Source organism: Flavobacterium frigoris PS1 (assembly GCF_000252125.1).
GTDB lineage: Bacteria > Bacteroidota > Bacteroidia > Flavobacteriales > Flavobacteriaceae > Flavobacterium > Flavobacterium frigoris_A.
The window spans coordinates 247,692-270,868 of the sequence record NZ_AHKF01000020.1 but is presented as its reverse complement, the minus strand read 5'-3'; the positions used below and the strand labels follow the sequence as shown (position 1 = coordinate 270,868).

23 protein-coding genes and 1 other RNA gene are annotated in these 23,177 nt (G+C 34.3%); 10 read left to right on the top strand and 14 right to left on the bottom strand.

All coding sequences use genetic code 11. From position 1 onward, the window contains the following. Positions 1 to 25: 25 nt before the first annotated feature. Positions 26 to 259, bottom strand: a complete 234-nt coding sequence (locus HJ01_RS13710) for a hypothetical protein (protein ID WP_007139060.1) — start codon at positions 257 to 259, stop codon at positions 26 to 28. Between the two features lie 318 nt (positions 260 to 577). Here HJ01_RS13710 and HJ01_RS17195 point away from each other — a divergent pair, with 318 nt between their 5' ends. The 5 genes from HJ01_RS17195 (at position 578) to HJ01_RS13680 (ending at position 5,068) form a co-directional block, all read left to right on the top strand. Then, a complete protein-coding gene (locus HJ01_RS17195) occupies positions 578 to 1,492 on the top strand; it encodes a hypothetical protein (RefSeq protein ID WP_007139059.1) in 915 nt (304 codons plus the stop codon). A gap of 264 nt (positions 1,493 to 1,756) precedes the next feature. Beyond that, positions 1,757 to 3,265, top strand: coding sequence for a Fic family protein (locus HJ01_RS13695; protein ID WP_007139058.1), 1,509 nt, complete (start codon positions 1,757 to 1,759; stop codon positions 3,263 to 3,265). A 70-nt stretch (positions 3,266 to 3,335) separates the two neighbouring features. Further along, positions 3,336 to 3,896, top strand: a complete 561-nt coding sequence (locus tag HJ01_RS13690; protein WP_081478718.1) for a DUF6642 family protein — start codon at positions 3,336 to 3,338, stop codon at positions 3,894 to 3,896. A gap of 236 nt (positions 3,897 to 4,132) precedes the next feature. Then, on the top strand, positions 4,133 to 4,375 hold the full coding sequence (locus tag HJ01_RS13685; protein WP_007139056.1) for a hypothetical protein: 243 nt from the start codon (positions 4,133 to 4,135) through the stop codon (positions 4,373 to 4,375). Between the two features lie 123 nt (positions 4,376 to 4,498). Then, the gene (locus tag HJ01_RS13680; protein WP_007139055.1) at positions 4,499 to 5,068 is read left to right on the top strand and encodes a pentapeptide repeat-containing protein; all 570 of its coding nucleotides are present in this window, start codon (positions 4,499 to 4,501) and stop codon (positions 5,066 to 5,068) included. Positions 5,069 to 5,074: 6 nt separating this feature from the next. Here HJ01_RS13680 and HJ01_RS13675 read toward each other — a convergent pair whose 3' ends face one another. The 9 genes from HJ01_RS13675 to glyA all read right to left on the bottom strand — a co-directional run bounded on the left by HJ01_RS13675 (position 5,075) and on the right by glyA (position 13,920). Then, a complete protein-coding gene (locus tag HJ01_RS13675) occupies positions 5,075 to 5,755 on the bottom strand; it encodes an ABC transporter ATP-binding protein (protein ID WP_007139054.1) in 681 nt (226 codons plus the stop codon). 2 nt (positions 5,756 to 5,757) lie between these two features. After that, complete coding sequence (locus HJ01_RS13670; protein ID WP_007139053.1) at positions 5,758 to 7,014, bottom strand: ABC transporter permease; 1,257 nt, start codon at positions 7,012 to 7,014, stop codon at positions 5,758 to 5,760. Further along, entirely contained in the window at positions 7,014 to 8,102 is a 1,089-nt protein-coding gene (locus tag HJ01_RS13665; protein ID WP_007139052.1) for an efflux RND transporter periplasmic adaptor subunit, read from the bottom strand. The genes HJ01_RS13670 and HJ01_RS13665 overlap by 1 nt, the downstream gene beginning before the upstream one ends. 182 nt (positions 8,103 to 8,284) lie before the next feature. Beyond that, positions 8,285 to 8,782 (bottom strand): GNAT family N-acetyltransferase, encoded by a 498-nt coding sequence (locus tag HJ01_RS13660; protein WP_007139051.1) that lies wholly within the window; start codon positions 8,780 to 8,782, stop codon positions 8,285 to 8,287. 120 nt (positions 8,783 to 8,902) lie between these two features. Beyond that, a complete protein-coding gene (locus tag HJ01_RS17190) occupies positions 8,903 to 10,693 on the bottom strand; it encodes a sensor histidine kinase (RefSeq protein WP_050855235.1) in 1,791 nt (596 codons plus the stop codon). Between the two features lie 14 nt (positions 10,694 to 10,707). Beyond that, positions 10,708 to 11,160 carry a response regulator gene (locus HJ01_RS13650; RefSeq protein ID WP_100208576.1) on the bottom strand — a complete coding sequence of 151 codons (453 nt, stop codon included), beginning with the start codon at positions 11,158 to 11,160 and terminating at the stop codon, positions 10,708 to 10,710. A 19-nt stretch (positions 11,161 to 11,179) separates the two neighbouring features. Next, positions 11,180 to 11,743, bottom strand: coding sequence for a helix-turn-helix domain-containing protein (locus tag HJ01_RS13645; protein WP_007139048.1), 564 nt, complete (start codon positions 11,741 to 11,743; stop codon positions 11,180 to 11,182). A gap of 179 nt (positions 11,744 to 11,922) precedes the next feature. After that, complete coding sequence (locus HJ01_RS13640) at positions 11,923 to 12,516, bottom strand: tRNA-(ms[2]io[6]A)-hydroxylase (protein ID WP_007139047.1); 594 nt, start codon at positions 12,514 to 12,516, stop codon at positions 11,923 to 11,925. 129 nt (positions 12,517 to 12,645) lie between these two features. Next, on the bottom strand, positions 12,646 to 13,920 hold the full coding sequence (gene glyA / locus HJ01_RS13635; RefSeq protein WP_007139046.1) for a serine hydroxymethyltransferase: 1,275 nt from the start codon (positions 13,918 to 13,920) through the stop codon (positions 12,646 to 12,648). A gap of 107 nt (positions 13,921 to 14,027) precedes the next feature. Between glyA and fahA the strand changes: the two genes are divergently transcribed. After that, positions 14,028 to 15,311, top strand: coding sequence for a fumarylacetoacetase (fahA, locus tag HJ01_RS13630; protein WP_007139045.1), 1,284 nt, complete (start codon positions 14,028 to 14,030; stop codon positions 15,309 to 15,311). Positions 15,312 to 15,416: 105 nt separating this feature from the next. Here the strand turns inward: fahA and fsa are convergent, their stop codons facing one another. From fsa to ffs, 3 genes are all read right to left on the bottom strand, one after another. Then, positions 15,417 to 16,073, bottom strand: coding sequence for a fructose-6-phosphate aldolase (fsa, locus tag HJ01_RS13625; RefSeq protein ID WP_007139044.1), 657 nt, complete (start codon positions 16,071 to 16,073; stop codon positions 15,417 to 15,419). A 205-nt stretch (positions 16,074 to 16,278) separates the two neighbouring features. Next, positions 16,279 to 17,082, bottom strand: coding sequence for an SDR family oxidoreductase (locus tag HJ01_RS13620; RefSeq protein ID WP_007139043.1), 804 nt, complete (start codon positions 17,080 to 17,082; stop codon positions 16,279 to 16,281). 143 nt (positions 17,083 to 17,225) lie between these two features. Further along, positions 17,226 to 17,323: signal recognition particle sRNA small type (gene ffs / locus HJ01_RS17370), an RNA gene on the bottom strand. An 87-nt stretch (positions 17,324 to 17,410) separates the two neighbouring features. Here ffs and HJ01_RS13610 point away from each other — a divergent pair. Beyond that, the gene (locus HJ01_RS13610) at positions 17,411 to 18,460 is read left to right on the top strand and encodes a glutaminyl-peptide cyclotransferase (protein WP_007139042.1); all 1,050 of its coding nucleotides are present in this window, start codon (positions 17,411 to 17,413) and stop codon (positions 18,458 to 18,460) included. An 11-nt stretch (positions 18,461 to 18,471) separates the two neighbouring features. Then, positions 18,472 to 19,710, top strand: a complete 1,239-nt coding sequence (hutI, locus tag HJ01_RS13605; protein WP_007139041.1) for an imidazolonepropionase — start codon at positions 18,472 to 18,474, stop codon at positions 19,708 to 19,710. Between the two features lie 49 nt (positions 19,711 to 19,759). On the opposite strand, the gene HJ01_RS13600 is transcribed toward hutI, so the two are convergent. Next, positions 19,760 to 20,644 (bottom strand): hypothetical protein, encoded by an 885-nt coding sequence (locus HJ01_RS13600; protein WP_040473968.1) that lies wholly within the window; start codon positions 20,642 to 20,644, stop codon positions 19,760 to 19,762. Positions 20,645 to 20,738: 94 nt separating this feature from the next. On the opposite strand from HJ01_RS13600, the gene HJ01_RS13595 reads away from it, so the two are divergent. Both HJ01_RS13595 and HJ01_RS13590 read left to right on the top strand, forming a co-directional pair. Next, complete coding sequence (locus HJ01_RS13595) at positions 20,739 to 21,776, top strand: formimidoylglutamase (protein WP_007139039.1); 1,038 nt, start codon at positions 20,739 to 20,741, stop codon at positions 21,774 to 21,776. A 140-nt stretch (positions 21,777 to 21,916) separates the two neighbouring features. Then, positions 21,917 to 23,176, top strand: coding sequence for a DEAD/DEAH box helicase (locus HJ01_RS13590; RefSeq protein ID WP_007139038.1), 1,260 nt, complete (start codon positions 21,917 to 21,919; stop codon positions 23,174 to 23,176). The last annotated feature ends 1 nt before the right edge of the window (position 23,177 follow it).

The following is a 23,177-nucleotide window of genomic DNA, read 5'->3' as shown; positions in this document are numbered from 1 at the left end:
CTAAATAACCACTTCTTAATTTTTTTTAGGGTTTTTTAGGAAGTATTGTACCATCATCAACCCCTTCATCACCAGATTCTGATGTGGTTGTGCTAATAATACTATCTCCATTTTTAAAAAACAAACCATTATCTTGTTTTGAAGTCGCCATTCTTTCTGAATTTTGACTTGGATTTCCTAGCTCTTCAGTATCTGCTGAACATGATACCATAACTAAACCACACACTGTAAATACAGCGATAAAAACATTTTTTTTCATTTTCTTATAATTAAAAATTAGACATGAGTTAGGCCGTCCGAATTATAGATTCGAATACCATTAAGGCCATACCGTTGTATTTTGGTTCGGGAAGTTTAGTGCTCAGCAACAGTAGAGAAAGAATTGACTTCCCAACAAATTATTCCCTACTGTTACTGCATCACTATATAAGAACTAGTTTGTACATTTGTCTCTGATGCATGTCAAGACAGTAACTAATTCTGAAGCAAAGAAATGTGGGTTTTAAGTGAGTATTTATATGGAATTCCTAAGATTCCGATAATTCCACAAGATTCCGCTTAATTCCAATAAAGGCGTATGAAAAAAAATACTTTAGAAGATTACAAGCAGGCTATTAAAGCAAAATATGAAGATGAAAAGTCAGGGGATTATAGTAGCTTTTTAATTAATCCTTCCCGTGCAAAACTTAGAGACTTATGTAATATTCATTTTAAAGGAAATGGAAATCATAACGATTTTCTAATCTTTCGTAACTTTTTTGGTTTTGACTTTAAAGAAGATAATAGCAAGGAATTAAAAAAACAAACAGATAAGTTTAGACCTCTAGAAACTTTTTTTAAAGGTGAAACAGATTTAACTGATATTAGTGGAGTTGATTTAGCAGCGGTATTAGTAAACTATGAACCAAGACCACTGAACCGTTTTATTAAAGTAATTGGGACCACAACAACAGCTAGAAAAGAAGAAAACACAACCTATGCTATTATCGATAAAAGCACTGATTTCACAACTGACGAAAAAAAGAAAGAACCGATAATAATTCATGAGCATCCAGTCAAAAGAACGGTTGTATTACAAAGTACCTTGTCGCAAATACAGCACAAAACAATTTCTGTAAAACAAATTTTTAAAATACTCTTGTTGGTAGTAATTATTGCAGTTTCAGCTTATGGAATGAAAGAGCTTATTGCTCCTAAAAAGCAGTGTATGCAATGGCAAATGGACCATTATGAAATCGTGGATTGTAGCAGTACAACTCAAGGAATTGGAATAATTAACGAAATAAAACCTATCATAGAAGAGGAAATGAAATTAAAAAAAATTGAGGTAAGTCTTAAAACTCCTTTCTTTCAAAAAAACAAAGCAGCAATCTGGTATTGTAAAAAAGATAGCAAACTTGAATATTTCAATGCGGCGGGTTTTCATCCTGAAAATGGTAAGCCATTAAAACCCATTTCGCAGTACATTATTACCAAGTATATTAAAGAGTAATTGTGAAACAGTTTAGTTCTAAAGTGGCTAAAACAAAGTGAGTATAATGACTAAACTGTAGATCCAAAGATTGGAATAATTATCCATTCTAGCATTTGTCTCATTTCGGCAATCCTATCCCCATATTAACATTCCGCAAACCCCTTATAAAGATTTTTCATTAAATCAAGCAGTGAACTAATTGCGATTACTTCAAGCCTCGCAACAAGACTTTAGCTAGAAAAAACAACTGCTTTTGTTTATTTTTATTAGTTTTACTATCTCATGAAGCAAAAAGTTTTTCTTTCTAGTGTTCAAAAAGAGTTTGCCCAAGAACGAGAGGCACTGCACCGTCATTTATTGTCCGATCCAGTGTTGCAATTGTTTTTTGAGCCTATTTTATTTGAAAAACTACCAGCCCTAAGCGAGCAGCCACAAAAAGTGTATCTGAAAGAAGTTACTCATGCTGAAGTATTCCTTATTTTAATAGGAGAATCATACGGTTTTGAAACCTCGACAGGTATTTCGCCTACTGAGTTAGAATACAATCTAGCACAGAAAGACGCCGTTTTTTCATTAGCTTTTATAAAAAATGATACCGATACAAAGCGTCACCCAAAAGAAACTGCTTTATTAAGCAAAATTCAAAACAATTTATCCTACAAACGCTTTTCAACTACCGAAGAACTGATTCGGGAAGTAACCAAAGCTTTAGTCAATCTGCTACAGCAAAAAGGATTGATTCAAATAGAAGGTTTTGATAGTACTATAGCTAAAAAAGCCTCGCTTTTGGATATCGACGAAGAAAAATTGAATCATTTTATAAATATCGCCCGCTATAAACGAGGTTTCCCTTTCAGAGAAGGTAGCGCAGTTCCTAAAGTCTTATCGCATTTAAACTTATATTTGGCTGATAGGATAACCAACAGTGCTTTACTCGCTTTCGGAAAAAATCCACAACAATTTTTCCCTGCCGCCGTAGTTAAATGTGCCCATTTTCATGGTGATTTCATTGCTAAACCCATCCCCGACCATCGAGTAATCAAAGGAGATATATTCATGCAGGTAAACGAAGCCGTTGATTTTATTTTAGCCAAAATTGCAGTTAGTGTGGGAATGAGATTGGAGTCTAATCAGGCTCCTTTGAAATATGAAATACCAAGACCCGTGATTGCTGAAGCTATTGTCAATGCAGTAGCGCACCGAGATTATCAAAGTACTGGAAGTGTACAAGTAATGCTGTTTTCTGATCGAGTGACAATAAGTAATCCTGGCGGTTTACCGATGGAACTTACCTTAGAAAAATTAAAACACGATCATGCGTCCTATCCTAAAAATCCGCATCTAGCAGAAGCCTTATATCAGGCAGGTTATATTGAGCGTTTTGGTACAGGAACGGGAGAGATCTTTCGTTTGTGTGCAGCAGCAGGATTACGCGAGCCTACTTTTAATTTAGAAGAAGGTTTTTCAATTACAATATATCGTCCAACTACCGGGCAAGTCAGCGGGCAAGTCAGCGGGCAAGTTACTGGGCAAGTCTTTACTTATTTAACGTCAATTGAGAGGGTTGTATGGGTATTGGAGGCGGAAATGAAACGTGATGAAATCCAAGAAGCATTAGAACTAAAACATCGTGATAATTTTCGTGAAAACTATCTTAATCCAGCCATTCAAGAAGGTTGGGTTGAAATGACCATCCCAGATAAGCCCACGAGTTCAAAACAAACATATCGCCTTACCAGAAAAGGACTGAAGAAGAAAAAAGAATTGAAAGTTAAAAACAACTATATATAATGCTGCTAAGGAAAATAGCAGTAGACTAAAACATTCCTTGCTAATGACCCATCTAGACAAAGCCAATTATTTGGATAATGAAAAATTTATTTTCTGCCTCGAAGCAGTTCATGATATAGAAATCGCAACCACTACTGAAGTAGTCAAAAACTTAGAACAGTTAGCCATTGAATATGGAATTTCCAGCATTTACAAAACCTGTGATACTATTGAAGGATTAGAAGAAAGTTTAAATGCATTGCGTTACGACGACCATAATTTTAAGGATTATGAAATAATCTATCTAGTAATGGAAGGTGAAGGAAATAATATCTGTTTGAATGACTACTATTATAGCCTAGATGAAATTGCCGAACTTTTTGAAGGAAAATTAACTGGTAAAATTTTGCACTTTGCAAATACAAAAATACTGGACCTAAGTGAGGAAGAAGCACAATATTTTATAGATGTTACAGGTGCAAGAGCTGTTTCGGGCTACGGAACGGCATATAATAGACTAACTAGCATCAATCTTGACAAAACTTTTTTTAGCTTATGCCAAGATGAAGATAACGTAATTGAAATTGTAGAAGAATTACATCAAAAACAATATGCCCTTTGCAAGCTGCTCGATTTTAGACTGTATTATTAGAAAATGATTCCAAAGGCACCAAGACCTTACTACGCAAAAAATGATTGTTATCTAATCGAAGTTTCCGCACATATTCCATGAAACAATTAATGCTTTCACTATATTTGGAATAAGACAAATTAGAAAACTGTTCTATTACAAAATTGATGAGAGATAAACTAGAATAAATACTTTAGCCCTATCTCTATTAGAGTTAAAGAATATAAATTGGAATAAAACTTTAAAAATTACAGCAAATGAAACTTTTTGAATTTTTAAAACTTTCAGAGGAAGAGCAATACACTGCGACTTGGAAAAAAGGTGCTTATGTAGACCTCTATTTAAAGGATAATATTGCAATCGAGCTGTATGCCGTAAATAATTTTTATGTCGAAATTTATTATGAGCGCAACACCACAGAACGTCTTTATAAAAAAACATTCAAGCAAGGTGAGTTACTAGACAAATATCTCGACCGAATCGATTTAAAAACAAATTGAGATTTTTAGTAACCCTAAATAAATTTGAAAACAACAGCTGATAAATAGTGTGCTTTACACAATTAAATAATAATTTTGCCATCTTAGAAATCTTTTTATACAAAAGCAATCCCCACACATACAATGCCTGAATATTTCCTTGACATACAATACAATGACATCACTTACGGTATAGAGGAAGTCAATTTCAAGGAATTTGAATCCTGCGTTTTTAACAGCTGTGATTTCTCCCAATGCAATTTTATTGCGGTAATCTTCATTGATTGTACCTTTAACGATTGTGATTTCAATACTTCAAAAATAAATCATGTCGCTTTAAGAACTGTATTTTTTAATAACTGTAAAATGATGGAAATCAATTTTTCCATGTGCGATAAACTTATTTTTGAAATCCATTTTAAAGAATGCAATTTGGATTTCTCCAAATTTTACACCTTAAAGCTAAAAGGTACCACATTTATGGATAGTAGCCTTGTAGCTGTTGATTTTATGAGTACGGACTTGACGGAAGCTATTTTTGATAATTGTGATTTGTACCGCGCTGAATTTGAAAAAGCAATTGCGAATAAAGCCGATTTTAGAAGCAGTTATAATTATACAATTGACCCAACGAAAACAAAACTCAAAAAGGCACAGTTTTCTATGGCAGGTTTAAAAGGCTTATTGGCAAAACACGACATTATTGTCAATTAAGTGGTCTTATGAAAGAATTCTACCATCTTCCATTGTAATTATTCTATCCGTTTTATCCGCAAAATCAGTATCATGAGTTACAATTAGTATGGTTTGCTTGAAATCTTCAGTCAATTTCTTAAAAATATCAAACACTAGATCACCATTTTTCCGGTCCAAGTTTCCTGTAGGTTCATCTCCCATGATTATCAAAGGATCATTGATTAGTGCTCTAGCTATCGCCACGCGCTGCTTCTCCCCGCCACTCAACTGATTTGTCATTTTAAGAGCATGCCTGTCCATACCCAAGGTTTTTAAATGTCCGATAGCTCGATGTTCTAATTCATCGTTGGAATATTTCCCTAACTTTAGACCAGGAAGCATCACGTTTTTAAGCACATTATATTCCGTTAATAAGTAATGGAACTGAAATACAAAACCAATCTTCTCGCTTCGTATCTTCGCTAATTGTGCGTCCATCTTCCCCGTTACAAGTTCGTTATGAATATACAGTTGTCCTTCATAATCCGTATCCATGGTAGAAAGCAAATACAGTAAAGTTGATTTCCCGGAGCCGGACCTGCCTATAATCGAAACGAATTCACCATGATCAATGCTTAAGTCGACTTCTTTAATCACCTGAAATTTAACTGGATCATAAAAATATTTCGTTAGCCCAATGGTTTCTATTACTTTATTATTATCCATAGCTATTTCCCTCTAATGATTTCAACAGGATCTATTTTACTCGCTTTCAAAGCTGGAAAAAGACCTGCAATAATAGTTGTACAAAGGGCAAAACTTATCCCAATGACATAATAAATGACGTTGTAATCAATAGGATATGTTTTAACTGTAGGCAAAGAAGTGGTTTCAAAAGGTACGTTGTCAATAATAACAGAAAATATATACCCAAACAGCAGTCCGAAAACCCCACCAGTAAATCCTATAATTACTGACAGTGAAATAAAGATCCATTTTACATCATTCCCTGAAAAGCCAGTAGCTTTTAGGATCGCGATACTATCCATTTTTTCATAGATCATCATGTTCAAGATATTATAAATCCCAAATCCGGCTACAATCAGCAACACAATTCCTACTGAATAGGATATGATACTCCTAATTGTGCTACCCGTTTCAAATTGCGCATTTGCCGTTTGATAGTCCATAGCATCTAAATTGAATACTTTATGAAACTCTTTAGCCACTGCTGACGCAGTTTCCTTATCGTACAAATTCAGCTGAATATCTGTAATATAATTTTTAGGTTGTCCCACTATTTTTTGGGCTGTTGCCAAGGAGGTGTAACTCATCACATTGTCAATTTCCGCAATTCCTATCTCAGAAAACCCTACAATTTTTAAAGAAGCTAAATTCCCGTTGGAAGTCGATACCTTTATAATATCTCCCACCGTAAGCAGCATCTTATCAGCTAGCCCCTTTCCTATAATAATGCTGTTATTTTGAGTCAAATCAGTGACTTTTCCCTGCTTAATATAATCACTAATCTTAAATAGCTTATCCTCTCCAATTATATCAATTCCATTCACAAAACCCGAAATTTCGATAGTGCCAGAATTGAACAAAACAGATGAAGTCACTTTGGGCGCAACGTCTATCACGCGGGGGTCCTCTTTAAGAACTTTGATTATTGCTTTACCATTGTATATCGATTTGCCTCTGTCTTTCGGCTTAATCGAATTAATAAAGTTCGCATTGTTTTTATATTCCTCAGATAAATCCAGCGGCTGATTTTCAGAAGGTTTTACCTCGTTATACAAACGGACGTGCGGTGTTCTATTGAGCATCAAACCGTCTAATAATTCATTTAAACCATTCATGAAACTCACCAAAGCAATAAACATAGCTATCCCAAAAGTTACCCCCACCGCAGCAACGACGGTCTGTTTTAACCGCGCTTTCAGCAAATGGAATGCAACATTTAAAATAAGTTTAAAGTTCATTATTGGGGTCGATAAATGGTTTCTCCTTCTTTTAAGCCTTCTATAATCTCCACTTTTTGGTAATCAGCTAAACCTATTTTAACCTTCCTCCGCTCATTTTTATTAACTAAAACATATTCATTATCGATTAAATACGTTTTAGGAATCGTGATCGCATTTTCCTTTGTCCTAATAACAATATTGGCTTCTGCGGTGAGATTAGGATAGAGTTTTTTAGGTAGTTTTACAAAATGAGCCTCAATCTTAAAGGTCCGTGAGCGCTCGTCCATTATTGGATAGATTTTATCCACAATGGCTTCATAGACTTCGTCTTTATAGCTATCCATAGTTACGAGTACTTTTTGACCAAGAGCCACACGCACCATATCATTTTCATCGACTTCCAGTTCTAAAACAAATGTGTTTGATTTCCCTATAATAGCTAGTGGCGTCTGAGTAGTTACCAAGCTCCCTTCTTTTACTAAAACATCAAACAGTTGACCAGTAAAAGCACTTTTCACACTGTAATCGCTTTGGGATTTTTGACTTAATTTAAGATTGACGCTATTGCGACTTTGATCGTTTTCCAATTGTGCTCGGAGTTGTGCCAATTGCTTTTTACTACTTTCATAAGTCAGTTTAGAACTTTTATAAGCTAATTCGATTCCTTCAAAATCAATTTCAGAAATACCTTCAAGAGCTCTTATCTTTTTATTTCGGCTAAATATAGACTCGTCTAAAATCATTCTGTCTTTCGCCGATTGGACCTTTAATTCCATTTCGGCAATTTTATCTTTGACGTAGCGACTGTTTTCCTGGCTCAATTGATAGGTCAAGCGTGCATTTTCAGTGTTTAATGCAGCCTTTTCACTTTCAATATTAAACAGCAGCTGCCCTTGAATGATGGGCTGCCCTGCAATAACGTTTATCTTTTGCAAAACACCATTTACTGTAGAAAAAACGGTGTACTGATCATCTGCTTTTATGACCCCTGAAGCGTATACACTTTCTGTTATACTGCCCTCAGTAGGTTTTATACCATCTCCGTTTTTAGAACAAGAAAGCGTCAAAAGTAAAATGGAAAATAAAAAAAAGTTTAGAAATTTCATCTTGGTAGTTTTAAGAAAACAACTGATAAACAAACACTTAAATTTACTGCTTTTTTCTTTAAAACAGGTAGTTAACAAAATAACTTTTAATAAATTTAAAAGTCGAATCTAGTATTATTCGTAAAAGAAGGATACTTTTTTTTTATAAAATGGCTGAGTAAATATGTTTATGGATCGCTAAACTACAACTGCTTTTCCATCACGTAATCCTCCATCAAATAGCCGTGCCCTATTTCGATATTTACTTCCTCAATGACTACAAAACCTTTTTTTTGGTAAAAAGTGTAGGCACTATTGAACCTATTTACATTTAGTGAAAGTGCAGTAGATTTATTTTCTATACCCAATTTCTCTATATGACTAATAAGCGTGTTCCCGATCCCTTTTCCTTGCGTTTTAGGCAAAACATATATTTTGTGGATACGCGTTCTGTTATTTCTTTGATAATTGTGCTCATAAGAGGCAAAGCCCAAAACGACATCGTCTTCCTTTGCCAGCAAAAAATGATGCCCTTTAGAAACCACATTATCGTTTAAAGCAGATACTGAATAAAAAGCATCCAGCATAAACTCCAATTGTTCTTTGGATAAGATTGCACCATAGGTCTCCGGCCAAGTTTGATAAGCAATTTCTTGAATTATTTTGTAGTCGTTAGCACTGGCTATGGAAACAGTTATCATATTATATTTTTAGAAGAAATGAATTACTAATTAGAATGAACTTTGCTCTTCCGTTTATTCTTACTTAAAACCTAAATTAAGAACATTAACTATTGTCTTAAAATGGTCTAAAATCAAAAACTAAGCTTTTTTAGGTAAAAAAATAGAAAAAGTAGAACCTATATTGGGTTCCGAAACCACTTTTATAAACCCATTGTGGTTGTCTACAATTCGCTTACAAATGGCTAAACCAAGGCCAGTTCCTGAATACTTAGCACCTGTTTCTAAACGCTGAAATAAAACAAATACCTTTTCGGCATACTCTTGTTTAAATCCAATTCCATTATCCTTTACCACTATTTTATAATAGTCTTCATCAGTAATAATTTCATTATCAAAAACCTCATTTTGATCAATTTTTTTAGAAAATATTGATATTTCAGGCGCTATATCCTCTTGACTATATTTAAGTGAATTAGAAATCAAATTAATAAAAAGTTGTTCCATTTGAAAAGAAATAACTTTAACAGTGGGTAAATTACCTAAATCTATCTTGGCCTTTTTGTCGTCAATATCAGAGGATAAATCCTCAATTATATGATGAACTAATTCTGTCAAATTGGTATCCTCAAAAACCTTATCTCCTTTAATCGTTCTGGAATAATTTACCAAATCAATGAGTAAGGTTTGCATTCTATTTGCCGAGATTCTTATTTTATTAAAATATAACCTCCCTTTCTCCGAAATAGAATCCATCTCTGTAGACTCAATTCTTGAAATAAACATTTGAATTTTTCGAAGTGGCTCTTGCAAGTCATGACTAACGATATTATTAAAAGATTCTAATTCTTCATTAATACTTATCAATTCCTTGTTATTTTCTTCTAATTCAATGGTTCGCTTATGTTGCTCAGTCATATCATAGTTCACACCCGTTTTAACCATTTGTCCTTTACCATTTCTGGTAAAACTACCAGCAGACATAACATACCGTAAATCCCCATTTGGTAATACAAAACGGTACATTAATGAAGTCGGTTTATAACTCTGTAAAGACTCTAAGTGCATTTGTGTGACATAGTCAATATCATCAGGATGCAAGTATTTTGAAATATTCTCTAAGCTAGGTACGAATGATTGTGGTTCCATTCCCAAAAGGCGGAAGAAATTATCTGAAAAAGAATAAGTATTCGTTTCTAAATTAATTTTCCAATGACCAAAACCGGCAATTTTCTCCGCATTATTGAAAGAATGATTTAGGAATTGCAATTCATCATTAGCTCTCTTAAGTTCATTGATGTCAACATTCATTTTATTAAAAGACAACAACAAGATCAATAATGAAAGAATAACTAGCAAAAAGGCACTTATTATGGAGTCTTGTAACTCAAATTGATGGTTATCATTGTGAATTTTGACCTTGTCACCCTCAGCATTTATCGTTTTATAAACATAGTTTTTCATCAACTCCGTAAAATTATTACTTTGCTGAAGCTTTGCTTTTAGCGCTTCGATGTTTGGACTTTTACTTTTTGCTAGAAGTAGCGTTTCTCTAAAAAGTGTAAATCGATAATCAATAAGTTCATTAAGTCGTTTAACATCCTTAACCCGAGCTGGATTATTAGCTACTAATACATTAATTCGTTTAAGATTGGTTTCTATTTCACCCCTTCTCAAAAATCTGTTTTCTAAATAGGATTCATCTTTCGTGATAATATAACTCCTAAGGTTTGTCTCATAAATACTGATAATGGACAATACTTTTTCTAATTCGAGTTGCGTCTCGGTCGCATTAGCAATTAAATTAACCGAAGAGTCCAAGTTGCGCATTTGAGTGTAAAAAACGGATGCTATATAGCATACTACCGCTATAGCAATACTTAAAGCTATTTTGAAGACTTGAGAATTTTTATAGAATTTTGCTAGCTTCATACTCTTTGCTTTTTTTAAATACTAAAGAAAAATGTCTCTTTATTTAAACCAGATGAGTGGAATTGCCAATTGATATTTAACACTTCTTTGACTACTTTCTTAAGTTCAGTGAAGTCATTAGGTTTATTTATATAAATATTTGCCCCTTCAATAAAAGTTTCTTCTATATCTTTTTCAGATGATGATGTAGAGTAAATAGCAATTGAAACATCTTTAAATCTTAGATCGGCCCTAATTTCTTTTAAACATTCAAAGCCCGATTTACGAGGCATATTTAAATCCAAAAAAAGTAAATGCGGTAAAATAACATCCGGATTTGCTAAATAATCCATCAATTCTTTACCATCATTAAATAAGGTTAACTTATTATTCATTTTAAGCTCCATCATTGCATCACTAAAAAATGTGCGATCATCCTCATCGTCATCTGCAATCAAAATACGCATTGAATCTTTATGTGAAATCATACTATTTGGGGTATTTATTTTATTTTTTTAAATTTGATAAATTTCTTCTTTTATCTACGATTCTTTTGAAAGCAGAGGGAGTCAATCCTGTAACTTTTTTAAACTGACTTGATAAATAAGCCACACTACTATAGTTCAATTTATACGAAACCTCAGTTAAGGTCAATTGATCTTCAATAATTAATTTTTTGGCCCTTTCAATTTTTTGGATAATAATAAAATTTTCAATTGACGAGTAGGTGTGTTCAGAAAAAATATTAGTCAAATACCCATAACTAAAATTCAATTTCTCTGCTAGATATTGAGAAATGGTAATTGTAGGCAATTTATCATTCTGATAAATCATTTCTACAATAGTGTCTTTTATTTTCTGTATCAGCTGACTCTTTTCATTATCAACAATGAAAATAGAATATCTATTTAACTCCGTCTGAAGTTCAGCAAAACTTTCATCCGAAACGCTATCACTAATTTCAATTTCTCCAAGATCTAGAAGCTTGTGTTTTATATCTAATCGTTCTAACTGTTCCTGCAAAATTACCCTGCATGCAACGATTCCATCATACTTTATATATAGTTTCATTTATGTTACAAGTTATATTTATTTAACATTCAAGAGATAAATATATATCAAAAATAATAATTGGAGAAAAAAAAATGCTCTTTAAGCGAAAAACAAATCTAAATTTATAGTTTTAAGATTACAAATAATTGATTTTAAATCTATTCGAACTCAAATAAAAAAAGACTTAAAAAGTAAATCTAGCCATGAATTGTCTCGTTTTTGCCATAATTAGCAATAATAGAAGCTTCATATTCGATCCATTCTCTCCAGCGCTTCTCTACATCTATTCCAGTCCCGTATTTTCTAGCATAAGTGATAAAAGTAGTGTAATGTCCCGCTTCACTTTCCATCAAATCTCGATAGAATATAGACAGCTCTTCATCTTGAATATTTTCCGAAAGGACTTTAAAACGTTCACAACTTCTGGCTTCAATCATGGCCGAGAAAAGCAGTCTTTCCACTAAACTAGAAACTCTACTTCCAGTACCATTTTTCTTCATGTACAAATACAATTCGTTTACATAATCGTCTTTGCGCTCGCGCCCTAACTTCAATCCCCTTTTGATTATGATATTGTGTACCTGTTCAAAATGATCAATTTCCTCTTTAGCTAAAGCTAATAGATCTTGCACTAAGTCTTGATGCTCTGAATTATTGGTAATTATCGTAATCGCATTTGTTGCCGCTTTTTGTTCGCACCAAGCGTGATCCGTTAGAATTTCCTCGATGTTCTTTTCGACAATATTTACCCATCTTGGGTCGGTTGGCAACTTTAATCGTAATACAGACATTTTTTTTAGTTTAAGGTTTAAAATTGTTTAAAAGTTTAGGGTTTTGGCAAAAACTAAAAAAGGTTTAAAATTTAATATTTTGCAGATTACAAAACCTTAAACTTTAAACCTTTAAACTATTAAACTTTCTTAGAAAACGAAGATTGCTCTTTCGCTCATCATTTCATTCACTTCATTAGCTACTTCTTCGATAATATCTTCGTTTGTGTGGTTCATGATAACCTTATCAATCAAAGCAACGATCGTTTCCATATCCTCTTCAACTAATCCACGTGTGGTGATAGCTGGAGTTCCAACACGAATTCCAGAAGTTACAAATGGTGATTTGTCATCAAATGGAACCATATTTTTATTAACGGTAATTTCAGCTTTAACTAAAGCATTTTCTGCCTCTTTACCAGATATTCCTTTGTTTCTTAAATCAATCAACATCATGTGATTATCAGTTCCTCCAGAGATGATATGGTAGTCTCTTTTTACAAAAGCTTCTGCCATAGCGTTAGCGTTTTTTTGTAATTGCATAGCATAAGTAAAGAACTCATCTTTCAAAGCTTCACCAAAAGCAACTGCTTTTGCAGCAATGATATGCATTAAAGGTCCTCCTTGGTTTCCAGGAAAAACAGCTAAATCAAGTAAAGATGACATCATTCTAATCTCCCCTTTTGGCGTAGTTAATCCCATTGGGTTTTCAAAATCTTTCCCCATCAAAATTAATCCACCTCTAGGTCCGCGCAATGTTTTGTGAGTTGTAGTCGATACAATATGACAATGTGGAATTGGATCATTAAGTAATCCTTTAGCAATTAAACCTGCAGGATGAGAAATATCAGCAAATAAAATTGCACCTACACTATCAGCAATCACTCTAAAACGCTCAAAATCCATATCACGAGAATAAGCCGAAGCTCCTGCAATAATTAATTTTGGTTGCTCTTTTGTAGCAATTTCTTGAATTTTATCATAATCTAAACGTCCTGTTTCTTTATCAACTCCGTAAAATACTGGAGTGTATATACGTCCTGAAAAATTTACTGGTGAACCATGAGTTAAATGTCCTCCATGAGACAAGTCAAAACCTAGAATTTTATCTCCCGGTTTCAAACAAGCATGATATACGGCAGTATTAGCTTGCGAACCTGAATGCGGCTGTACATTTGCATAAACAGCACCAAACAATTCCTTTGCTCTATCAATAGCAATTTGTTCTACAACATCTACTACTTCGCAACCACCATAATACCTTTTTCCAGGGTATCCTTCTGCATATTTATTTGTTAAGACAGAGCCAGCCGCTTCCATCACTTCGTCACTGACAAAGTTCTCTGAGGCAATAAGTTCTAATCCGTGTATTTGTCTTTCTTGTTCTTCTAGAATAAGGTCAAAAATTTGTTTGTCGCGTTGCATTTCTTTGATTTTAGTTAATTTGAAGCAAAAATACGAAAAAACGTTTGTGAAACTGTTAGATTATAATATATTTGAAGTATAATTTTCAACAAAATAATTAACATATTATGCCAATATTAGCAAACGATACAAACAGAAAATCATGGTTAGAAGTACCAGAAAACAGTGATTTCCCTATTCAAAACATTCCCTTCGGCGTCTTCTTAACTAAAGAAAACATAGTAACTGTAGGAACTAGAATTGGTAATTCTGCTATTGATTTAGGGGCTTTGCAGCAAATGAATTACTTTGCAGGTATTGAATTGACTGATGATATGTTCATGCAAGACACTCTTAATGACTTCATTTCCGATGGACAAAAAACATGGAGATTAGTCAGAAACCGAATTGCCGAAATTTTTGACGAGACCAATTCAAAATTAAGAGATAATTTAAAGCATCGTGATATTGTTATTTTCGAGATCGATGATGTCGAAATGCAGTTACCCGTATTGATAGGTGACTATACTGACTTTTATTCAAGCAAAGAACACGCTACAAATGTAGGAAAAATGTTCAGAGACCCAGATAATGCATTATTACCAAACTGGCTTCACATACCTGTAGGATATCACGGAAGAAGTTCTACTATTGTTCCATCAGGAATTCCTATTCACAGACCTATAGGACAAACATTGCCTGCTGGTGAAACTACACCTGTATTTGGTCCGTCACGTTTAATTGACTTCGAACTGGAAACGGCTTTTATTACCACTGATGCTAATGTAATGGGGGAAATGATCCCAATTAACGAAGTAGAAGAATATATCTTCGGAATGGTATTATTGAATGATTGGAGCGCGCGCGACATTCAAAAATGGGAATATGTGCCACTAGGGCCGTTCTTGGCAAAAAACTTTGCTACGTCTATATCGCCTTGGATTGTGACTATGGATGCTTTGGAGCCGTTTAGAGTTCTAAGTCCTAAACAAGACCCTAGTCCGTTACCCTATTTACAACAAAAAGGAAAACATTCATTTGACATCAATTTAGAAGTTGCTATACAGCCAGAGAATGTAGAACCTACAGTTATAAGCAAAACCAACTTCAAATACATGTATTGGACTATGAGCCAGCAATTGACTCACCATACATCAAACGGTTGTCGTGTAAATTCAGGCGATATGATGGGTTCAGGGACAATTTCAGGACCTACACCTGATAGCTATGGTTCTATGTTAGAACTAACTTGGGGAGGAAAAAACCCAATTACATTAATAGACGGCACAGAGCGTAAATTCATCAACGATAATGACACGGTAATCATGAAAGGTTTTTGTAAAAACGGGCAGGTAAGAATAGGTTTTGGAGAAGTTTCTTCCAAACTATTACCACCGTTTGTACGAAAATAATTTTCTCCAAATCATAAATACAAAAAAGTCCCATTCGCCGCGGCGAATGGGACTTTTCTATTTCAATAGGTGATCACTAAAAATGAATCACCCAAATATTACTCCTTACTTGTTTCCTTTTTCGAAATCAGCAACAAACTGAGCTAATCCACTATCAGTTAGTGGGTGTTTCAACAATCCGTAAATAGCAGAAAGTGGCCCAGTCATAACATCAGCACCAATTTTAGCACAGTTTACAATATGCATTGTGTGACGAACAGAAGCAGCAAGAATTTGAGTTTCATAACCGTAGTTGTCATAAATCAATCTAATCTCTTCGATTAATGCTAATCCATCTGTAGAAATATCGTCTAAACGACCGATAAATGGAGAAACGTAAGTAGCACCCGCTTTTGCAGCTAATAAAGCTTGACCTGCAGAGAATACTAATGTTACATTCGTTTTAATTCCTTTATCAGAGAAATATTTAGCAGCCATAACACCTTCTTTAGTCATTGGCAATTTAACAACGATTTGCTCATGTAAATCAGCTAATTCTTCACCTTCTTTAACCATTCCATCATAATCAAGCGCATTCACTTCAGCACTTACATCACCGTCAACAAGATTACAAATGTCAACATAATGCTTCATAATGTTGTTTTTTCCAGTAATTCCTTCTTTCGCCATCAATGATGGGTTAGTCGTTACTCCGTCCAAAACTCCTAATGCTTGTGCTTCCTTAATTTGAGCTAAATTAGCCGTGTCAATAAAAAATTTCATAATATTTATATATTAAATTGTGTGTTCTTTTTTTGAGCGTGACCCTCTTTAATCCCGATAGCTATCGGGATCGGATCGGGTTTTCCGATACAATCTTTTATTGGCCAAGGATAATAAAAGGATTTTTACTTCAGATGTAATTCATCGAATTTCAATAAAAAACAAAGTCCCATGGCGCAATCAGTCACGCAAATTCGGTGCAAAACTACAACTTATAATGATTCATTAGCATTTTTTCATATACTTTATCAGGAAGTATCCGTTTCAGTACAATAGAAAACTTCTGCATAAAAACCCCCACTTTGTAATGTACATTGGGCTCTTTAGCTTGTATCACCTTATAAACCGCTTCGGCCATTTCGTTCGGATTACTGCCATTGTCCACATGTTCATCCATTGTTTTTAAGGTATTACCGTAAGGAACTTCATACGCTGAGCCTTCAACTACTGGAGAATGATAGCGACCCGCAGCAATATTCGTTGCAAAATCACCAGGCGCTACGTTAGTAATATGGACTCCAAATGATTTCACCTCCATTCGCATTGCTTCTGTGATTAACTCCAGCGCACCTTTTGACGCAGAGTAAACACCTCGATAAGGCAATCCCATATAACCAGCTATAGAAGTAATATTGATAATCAAACCTGATTTTTGTGACCGCATTTGTGGCAAAGCCGCTTTCATGACTTCAATAGGACCGAATAAGTTAATCTCAAAATTATTCTTAATTTCCTCAGTTGGAATTTCTTCCAAAGGTCCAGTAATCCCAACTCCTGCATTATTAATTACAACATCTAGCCTTCCAGATATGGCAATAATTTTAGCAACAGCCGTCTGAATTGAAGCAATATCCCTAACATCTAAACTAACTAATGGAAAAACAGAGTTAAGAATTCGTTCTGGATTCCTACTAGTTCCATAAACAACAAAACCTTTATTATGTAAAAACTCCCCAATAGACTTCCCTATTCCGGAGGAACCTCCTGTAATTAAAACCACTTTACTCATATTGCTTGTTGTTTAGCTGCATTTTAGTAGAGACCAAAAATAAAAAAATCCTCCATAAGGAAGACCGTTATTATTTTTATTTTGAAAACATTTCAAAATTGGCATAAAAAAAATCTGACTCGCCTTAACGAACAGATTAAAAAAAATGGCAAGCGACCTACATCGCACCGCTCAACCACGTACCCTTGCTATGTTCCCATCCTGGGGGAGTCTGCAGGAGCTGGTCGTGTAGGACTTGCCGCTGCAAATATACAATCTTTTTATATTTTTGCAAGCGCTTTGTGCTCTTAAAATAACATTGTATATTGGTCTATACAAAATTTAAACGATGAAAAAATATAACTTACTATCTATCATTTTATTAGGAATCACTCTTTCTAATTGTGGCGATAAAAAAAAAGGAGAAAATACCATATTTAATTTCAATACTTCGGAATTTGCTGCTAAATACAAACCTCAAGACACACTTGACTTAGCTATTTTGAATCCAGAATCAAAGAAAGTCGACAGCATCATATACTATATCAATGATAAAAAGATAGCTTCAAGAAAAGACGTAGATCAACTTACTTTTGAATTGAAAGACCAAAAATTAGGCTACCAAAACCTAAAAGCATTGGTATATTATGAAGGAGAAAACTCTGAGGCGACTGCAAGAGTAGAATTAGTTTCAAATGTACAGCCAAAACTATTACAGTATAAAATTGTAAACACTTACCCTCACGACACTACCTCATTTACTGAAGGTTTAGAGTTTTACAAAGACACTTTATATGAAAGTACCGGACTTAATGGTAAATCCTATTTCAGAAAGTACGATTATAAAACTGGAAAAGTATATAAACAAGTAGATCTAGATGCAAAATACTTTGGTGAAGGAATTACATTCGTTAACGACAAATTATACCAATTGACTTGGCAGGAAAAAACTGGTTTTATTTACAATGCTAAAACATTAAAACTAGAAAAAACATTTGCCTACGATAAAGATATCGAAGGTTGGGGAATGACAAATGACGGGAAATATATTTATCAAACGGATAAAACCGAGAAGATTTGGAAAATGGACCCAGAAAGCCAAAAAATGATTGATTATATTAACGTTTATTCTGGTAGCTCAAAAATCAAAGCTATCAATGAATTAGAGTGGATTAACGGAAAAATCTATACTAATGTTTGGCAAAAAGATGCCATTGCAGTAGTAAACCCTATAAATGGAGCTGTCGAGGGAATTCTAGACATGTCAGGTTTAAGAAAACTAATCAAGGCTACTCCTGATGATTATTTAAACGGTATCGCTTACAACCCAAAAACTAAAACCATTTTTGTAACCGGAAAAAACTGGGACAAACTTTTTGAAATTACAGTTTCAGAATAACGAAAAATAAAATGACAACACTAATTACCAATATCAAAGAATTGCTTCAAGTTCGAGAAACTTCAGTTTCGAAAGTTTCTGGTGCTGAAATGGCTATCCTTCCAACTATCAAAAATGCCTACTTACTAATCAAAGGCAATTTGATTGCTGATTTTGGGTCTATGGAAAACTTGCCCATACTAAAAGCAGATACCATTATTGATGCTACTGGAAAAATTGTATTACCCACTTGGTGTGACAGCCATACGCATATTGTGTATGCAGGAAATCGCGAACAGGAATTTGTAGATCGAATCAACGGTCTTACCTATGAAGAAATAGCCAACCGTGGCGGAGGTATACTAAATTCAGCTAAAAAACTGAATGAGTCATCAGAAGAAGAAATCTACCTACAGTCAAAAGAGCGATTGGAAGATGTAATACGATTGGGAACTGGAGCGTTAGAAATTAAGTCCGGTTATGGACTATCATTAAATGGGGAACTAAAAATACTTAGAGTTATCAAACAATTATCTAAGCAGTATCCCATAACCATAAAAGCTACTTTTCTGGGAGCGCATGCTATTCCATTAGAATACAAAGAAAACAGAAAAGGCTATATTGATTTAATAATTGATGAAATGCTTCCCGAAATTGCAAAGAACCAACTCGCTGACTATATTGATGTTTTTTGCGAAACAGGTTATTTCACAGTTGCCGAGACGGAGCAAATTATGGAAGCAGGAATTCGTTTTGGCTTAAAGCCAAAAATTCATGTGAATCAATTCAATTCAATTGGAGGGGTCCAAGCAGCCATAAAATATAATGCCCTTTCTGTGGACCATCTTGAAGTCATGAAAACAGAAGACATTATTGCCTTAAAAAACACGGACACCATGCCGGTTGCTTTGCCTTCTTGCTCCTATTTTCTAAGTATTCCATATACACCAGCACGAGAAATGATCGCTGCCGGTCTTCCGATTGCCCTAGCAACTGATTACAATCCTGGGTCAACTCCATCTGGAAATATGAATTTTGTTGTAGCCACTGCTTGTATCAAAATGAAAATGACTCCTGAGGAAGCGATAAACGCAGCTACAATAAATGGTGCCTACGCTATGGGACTTTCAGATACACATGGAAGTATAACCATAGGAAAAAAAGCGAATCTAATTATTACAAAGTCAATTCCCTCCTACTATCAATTGCCCTACGCCTTTGGTAGTAATTTAATTGATACCGTAATGCTGGAAGGACAAAATATTACATAAAAAAAGAGGAGCTATTAGGCTCCTCTTTTTTTAACTTAGTCATCTACTGTTATTTTAAAACAAAACTTGTTTTAGAAACCATTTCTCCTTTATTGAAAATATTAATATAATAAGTTCCTTTAGCAAAATCTTTTCCTTTTAAATCTTGTGTAACTTTAACCGTTTTGTTTTCGTAAGCAACATTAGTCGCAAAACTATACGTTAAAGTATTCTCTCCAAAAGTTTCTGTTTTTTTATCACCTAAAACATTGTTTTTACTGTCAATAACCTGCACTTGATAAGTTTTATCACCTGATTGAGCAATTTGATTTTCAGCAATTGTAAAACTTACTCTTAGAACATCAGCTCTGCTTGCTTTGTCCGTTTCTATTTGTTTTCCAGAATTTCTTAATTTAAAAGCAGATCCCGTTGTGTTCAATACTGTTAGTTTTGAACCTTTTTCAACCGCTTTTGCTAACTCCTCGTTTTGTCCTGCTAATACCTCAACATTTTTCTTAGTTTCAGTCAATACTACAACAGTACTGTCTCGTTGAGTTGTTAAGGTAGTGTTTTGCATTTTTAAACCTTCATTTTCTGCCATTAAAGTCTTCATATTACCTTGCAAAGCAATAAACTGAGTTTTGTATTTTGCAAGTGAAGCAACGTCTCCTTTAGATTTCTTTAAGTCTGCTATTAAATTCACAACCTTATCTCTTTCTTGGATCAACTCATCAGACATAGAAGTGTTTTCACCGATTGCAGCATCATATGTTGCTTTCAAATCCTCCAAATCCTTCATAACCGTCTCTTTTTCAGTCATTGTAGATTTTAATTCAGTTTGCACTGTAGTCACATCAGATGTAACTTTAAAAATATAGACTAAACTCCCCACTAGTAAAACCGCTAATACTGCAATTACCGCTTTAAGACTTGAACTACTTTTTTGATTTTCCATTTTAATTACTTTTTTTTTCAAATTTAACAATATATATTAAAGTTTAACGAAAGTTAACACAATTATAGTATTTTTGAAAAAATTATTTTTTTTTATGGAAAAGCTTTTGCCTTTTACAATGAATGATCTCGCCAAAATTACAAACCACAGAAGTGGAGAAATCAAATTTGGTGAAAAGATGATTACTGTCCCTAAAGGGACTGATCCAATTTCATTTTTAAAAACCTCTGAAGCAAAGTATGTCCTACTTGGAATTCCAGAAGATATTGGTGTTAGAGCTAATTATGGAAGACCTGGAGCCGCATCTGCTTGGGATAGCGCCATAAAAAACATCGCCAACATTCAACACAATCGCTTTTGTAAAGGAAGTCAAATTATCGTTTTGGGACAGGTTAATGTTCGCGAAGAAATGAAAGAAGTAGAGCATTTGGACTTCCACGATATTGATGATCGATCTAAATTAAGTCAGTTAGTGGAAAGAATTGACAAAGATGTTTCTCATCTAATATTTAACATTATCAAAGCCGGAAAAACCCCAATAATTATTGGAGGTGGACACAACAACTCTTACGGTAATATTAAAGGAGCAGCATTGGCTAAAGGCAAACCTATAAATGCCATAAATTTTGACGCACATTCTGATTTTAGAATTTTAGAAGGGCGTCATAGCGGAAATGGCTTCTCCTATGCTTTTGAAGAAGGATTTTTGAAAAAGTATTTCGTTTTTGGTTTGCACGAAAATTATACTTCCAAAAGTGTACTAGACATAATTAAAAAAACCGAAGATCGCGTTCGCTATAATACGTATGACAGTATAAAAATTAGAAAAGAAAAGGATTTTAATCTGGAAATGAATACCGCATTAGCATTTGTCGAAACCGATGGCTTCGGAATCGAAATTGATTTGGATGCACTTCCCAATATAGCCAGTAGCGCCATGACCCTGAGTGGTTTTTCTGTGGAAGAACTGAGGCAGTTTATTTCCTTTTTCGGTAAAAACAAAAATGCTACCTATATACACATATGTGAGGGTGCCCCTGATTTGGATGACGAAAAAAACAAACACCTAATAGGTAAATTGATAGGTTACTTAGTTACTGACTTTATAAAAGCAAACAATAGCATTGCTTAATACAAACTTGTAACTGTGTATCTGGCATATAATAAGCAAAACTTAATTCACACAACTACAAGAAATACCCATCAAAAATAATAATACTATCTTTGCAGAACTATCTATGTACTTAATACAAGATATTTAATTTCAAAAATATGTTATTCGAAGAATTATCACTTTCAAAAAGTATCCAAAGAGCCGTATACGAACAAGGCTATACTAACCCCACTCCTATCCAAGAACAATCAATTCCCCTAGTTTTAGCGGGTAAAGATTTAATAGGCTGTGCACAAACAGGAACTGGAAAAACAGCAGCATTTGCTATACCAATTATACACCAATTACACCGCATTGTAGGATCGTCAAAGAAAGCCAAGCAAATTCGTGCTCTAGTAGTAACTCCTACACGAGAATTAGCGGTTCAAATAGGCCAAAGTTTTGACACTTACGGAAAATATACTAATTTAACACAGCTGACCATTTTTGGAGGTGTTTCTCAGAACCCACAAGTAGATGCGCTAAAAAATGGTGTAGACATTTTAATTGCAACCCCAGGAAGGTTACTAGACCTGCATAAGCAAGGTTTTATTGATCTAGACCACTTGCATTGTCTAGTTCTAGATGAAGCTGATCAAATGCTTGATATGGGATTTGTAAATGATGTCAAAAAAATCGTAAAACTTACTCCTAAAAACAGACAGACCCTGTTTTTCTCTGCAACGATGCCAATTGCTATTCGCGAACTGGCTGAAATGTTTTTAACCAAGCCCGAAACAGTAACTGTATCACCCGTTTCATCTACTGCAGAAAATGTAGAGCAACGTGTCTATTTTGTTGAAAAAACCGAAAAGCGTAACTTATTATACAACCTAATCAAGAATGAAAACTTGACAGATGTATTGGTTTTTTCAAGAACAAAGCATGGAGCAGATAATGTGGTGAAGGCTTTACGCAAAAATAATATCGCTGCCGAGGCTATTCATGGTGACAAATCGCAAAATGCAAGACAACGCGTTCTAGAAGCTTTTAAAAACAAAGAAGTTGGAGTCCTTGTAGCTACAGATATAGCTGCTCGAGGAATTGACATTGACCAATTGCCCTACGTTATCAACTTTGACTTACCCAATATTCCTGAAACCTATGTACACCGAATTGGAAGAACTGGTCGTGCCGGAAACGGTGGAGTAGCAATTTCCTTTTGTAGTAAAGATGAACACGGCTACTGGAAGGATATTCAAAAATTAATTAAAGTTGACGTTAAAACCGTTAGCGATCATCCTTATCCTTGGCATTCAGGTAATCCTGAGACCGCTTCAGGCGGGTCAACCAAACCAAAAAATTCAAATAGAAGTGGTGGTGCCCATAAATCCAGAAAATCTGATGCTTCAAAACAAAATAAAAAACGCTGGTACTAAT